At 44.8% G+C, this 3,056-nt stretch carries 6 protein-coding genes; 3 read left to right on the forward strand and 3 right to left on the reverse strand.

The window, feature by feature from the left end:
* Window positions 1-321: hypothetical protein (locus tag G404_RS20785; RefSeq protein ID WP_036521961.1), on the forward strand; the 321-nt coding region annotated here is incomplete at its 5' end.
* 5 nt (window positions 322-326) lie between these two features.
* Here G404_RS20785 and G404_RS20790 read toward each other — a convergent pair.
* The 3 genes from G404_RS20790 to G404_RS20535 form a co-directional block, all read right to left on the reverse strand.
* Entirely contained in the window at window positions 327-1,106 is a 780-nt protein-coding gene (locus G404_RS20790) for a J domain-containing protein (RefSeq protein WP_084601479.1), read from the reverse strand.
* Between the two features lie 110 nt (window positions 1,107-1,216).
* Complete coding sequence (locus G404_RS0117285; RefSeq protein ID WP_028642163.1) at window positions 1,217-1,570, reverse strand: hypothetical protein; 354 nt, start codon at window positions 1,568-1,570, stop codon at window positions 1,217-1,219.
* Window positions 1,571-1,587: 17 nt separating this feature from the next.
* On the reverse strand, window positions 1,588-1,749 hold the full coding sequence (locus G404_RS20535; protein WP_156906379.1) for a hypothetical protein: 162 nt from the start codon (window positions 1,747-1,749) through the stop codon (window positions 1,588-1,590).
* Between the two features lie 207 nt (window positions 1,750-1,956).
* Here G404_RS20535 and G404_RS0117290 point away from each other — a divergent pair, with 207 nt between their 5' ends.
* Window positions 1,957-2,289: a hypothetical protein gene (locus tag G404_RS0117290; RefSeq protein WP_156906380.1), complete on the forward strand. Its 333-nt coding sequence runs from the start codon at window positions 1,957-1,959 to the stop codon at window positions 2,287-2,289.
* Between the two features lie 15 nt (window positions 2,290-2,304).
* Entirely contained in the window at window positions 2,305-2,967 is a 663-nt protein-coding gene (locus tag G404_RS0117295; RefSeq protein WP_156906381.1) for a hypothetical protein, read from the forward strand.
* The last annotated feature ends 89 nt before the right edge of the window (window positions 2,968-3,056 follow it).

A 3,056-nucleotide genomic window follows, 5' to 3' on the forward strand; every position in this document is an offset into this window, starting at 1 on the left:
AGCGAACAAGGGTTCTATTCTGTTGTGCAAAAGGAATGGAATGTGCGGTCTGATAGCCTTACAATCCGTGCGCGTTGCGAAGCCGATCTTGAAAATCTGAGGGCATATCTGCCAACCATGGCGGCTACGGTTGAGAGCCACGATTCCGATTACAGGTTCCGCACTGTTGCCAGAAAGGATGCCGTTGCAGACGCTGTCGCGGGTTTGGTTCGAGATATCGACTACGACAACTTCAAGGCACGGATCGCCACCGAAAATGTCAAACGAGCTTCGATATATGGGCGAGTGTGGCAAGAGCTTCTAAGGCTTAACGTTCTGTGAAGTGATTAAGATTGAAGCATTTTGTAAAGATCATAGGCGGCATTGATTTCTTTCATCTTGGCTTCGTGGCTGGCTTGAACCTTTTTGCTCTTGGTCGCCACGGCATCAGGATGATATTTTTTGATCAGCCTACGATATGCAGATTTGACCGTTTGGGCATCGGCATCAGGTGAAACTTCAAGGGTTATACTCCATGAAGGCCGACCGGATTGCTGATAACCGGTATGATCATCCTCTGGCTCGTTATCTTCCTCCTCGTCCTCCTCTCTATCCTCCCATTGATCCTGCCATTTTCTCTCCTGCTCAGCCCTAAATGCTTCTTCAAAGTTGTAATTCTCTCTGTTTCCCGTTCGAGAGTTTGCTCCTTCAGCTCGCCTTCCAAAGATTGCATTAAGGGTCAATCGAATTGGCATAAATGCAAAGCCAATCAATGCAATCGTAATAAGCAAAATATAATTCAGGAATATTATTATTGCATTTCCGGCGAGTCGATAGATAATCAATATCGTCATAACTAAAATCGAGAATAGGAAAAATATAAGAGTCCAGCCGACAACGTCATTCAAGCTACCACCTTTGATGGTATCTTTTTTAAAGATCATTATCTCGACAAAGAGGGCTAGGAATAAAATAAGGGTTGTGCAACCGAAGCGGTACATCCAAGATGCTAATGTAAATCCACTTAGCTTTGAATTATTATATAGATTTATGCAAAATCCTATTAATATGAAAATGGCCATCAGCGGTGATGGGTGCATGGTCGATTGCCCGATCTCGAAAATCACACGCGATTCAATCGCGATTCAATCTATATTTGAATTGAAATGATTGTTTTTGCGATTAAATTTTTAGAGAAGCTCGTCTCCGTTTATTCAGAGACGAGCTAAATCTACCCTCAAATTTTTCTTGACAGTACGAGCTTAGCCTGAATCATATTCATGAATCTGTTGTCGAATTCGTCAAGATCTAGCTTAAATTGATTTATAAAAAGTGTTGCGAAGAGAATTACACCCCAGCCCGGATTGATCCTATTATTTGAAAATCCGGGTTCATTAAGAACTTTATTTTGAAATTCAGCGATATGGTAAATTTCACCTGTCTTGGCATCCTTTACCCAAGGCGAATAAACCTGCTTGATTGCGGCGATGAAACCAAAAATGAATATAATTGCTGTTACAATTCCACCAATCATCAACCCGCCGAAGTGGAATGATGCCCAAATTATAGCTACAGAGATAAGAAATTTCATGTCAGCTCCAGTGCAATTTAGCGAATTTCTTTCGGGCTATCGTACCAGATTTTGATCGGGCCATACATTTGCTCAATCACTTTTCTGGCTTGAAAGCTATCGCCCGCAGGGACCACCACTTCCGTTGGTGAATTCATTGCACTGGTGGTGATTTTCGCTTTGAACATTTTTTGCGCCATATGGCCCCCTCCTTTCGCATCAGGAGAGGCGAACGAGCACGACAGGCCCGGCAAATTCAATTGCGAAAAATAACGCCGGATTGTGGCGTTGAATAACGGCGACGTTATAAGTCGTTGAAATACGACATTTTATGCAGAAACCCAGATTGATAGCTATGCGGCTTCCGCAGATTGCGAGGTATGATATTGGCCATTTTGCTTGAAATCATGAGGAGCATTGAAGACAGCATAAGGTGCAAATTTATTACCTGTGACTGTGAAATAATCCTCCATCTCTACTATAATCAAAGTTCGTCTGCTGGCGATATGTTTGAAACCAGCAAGCACTCAAGCACGTCATTTTATGGAACCCTAAAGCGCTTGGCCATCACTGGTGCCATTACCGCTGAAACAGACCCGAATGATAAGCGCTCGAACATTTATCGTCTTAAAGACACAGTTCGTGAGCGTATCGATGCTTGCTGTGGCTCCATAGCATTTTTGCTGGATGATGGCGGTTCGCTTATGGACCATGCCGATGAAGAAGCGGACGAGGCATAAGCTAAGGGGAATCTCATGCCGGATGATGTATTGATTCCCGTAGCCGACTACGTTCCTTCGCATGGTTCACATAGCCGAAGACGCTATCCTTCCATCAACATTCAGCCAACCCATGGTGCCCACAGCTTTCCTAAATATAGTTGTGGCAGTGGTTTTTTGCCCTTCGAAAGATTTAGGCCAAAGCCTGTCAATGATCCACAGATAGCATTTTCAAATGAGGTTATGGGACGGGGGGAAGGTATGTCGAAGGAATCTGCCGAAGGGTGCCAGCACATTGGTCAACTTACGGCCCTGCCAACCATGGAAGAAGCTGCTACACGTGCCCAAAAGTTGAAGTCTGTCCCGCTACCTTGGTTACCGGCTGGGTTTTATGGCCATCATCCCAAGCTTGGCAATTTCAAGATCGATGACGATGATGGTGATCGTGTCGAATGGAATCTCGTTGGTGAAGAACCTGATTCTGCTTCGTTGAACGAGCTTTCATTCAACCCTTCCAGAGCTTTGCAGAGATTGTCCCTTGGCTGGTTGATATCTGCCCTGCACGAATTGGAGGGTATTCACATTGCCGATGAGATTCCGGACCCAAAGGAAGCCATGAAGGAACTTTCCAGATGGAATCGTAAGGCGGAAACCTATCTCAAATGGGCAATTGCCCCAGTCGAGAAGATGGTAACCTAACCCTCTGCACCCCAACCATTCAAAACCCTCTGAAACAGGCTTAAAACCCAATCTAGGGCATATCTGAGAGTAGGTCTGGGGTGGCGTAC

Source organism: Novosphingobium acidiphilum DSM 19966 (genome assembly GCF_000429005.1).
In the GTDB taxonomy this organism is placed as follows: domain Bacteria; phylum Pseudomonadota; class Alphaproteobacteria; order Sphingomonadales; family Sphingomonadaceae; genus Novosphingobium; species Novosphingobium acidiphilum.

Bases quoted from the DNA above. Each gene is read 5' to 3' on its own strand.
- G404_RS0117285 (WP_028642163.1), bottom strand. From the start codon at position 1,570: ATGAAATTTCTTATCTCTGTAGCTATAATTTGGGCATCATTCCACTTC.
- G404_RS20535 (WP_156906379.1), bottom strand. From the start codon at position 1,749: ATGGCGCAAAAAATGTTCAAAGCGAAAATCACCACCAGTGCAATGAAT.
- G404_RS0117290 (WP_156906380.1), top strand. From the start codon at position 1,957: ATGAGGAGCATTGAAGACAGCATAAGGTGCAAATTTATTACCTGTGAC.
- G404_RS0117295 (WP_156906381.1), top strand. From the start codon at position 2,305: ATGCCGGATGATGTATTGATTCCCGTAGCCGACTACGTTCCTTCGCAT.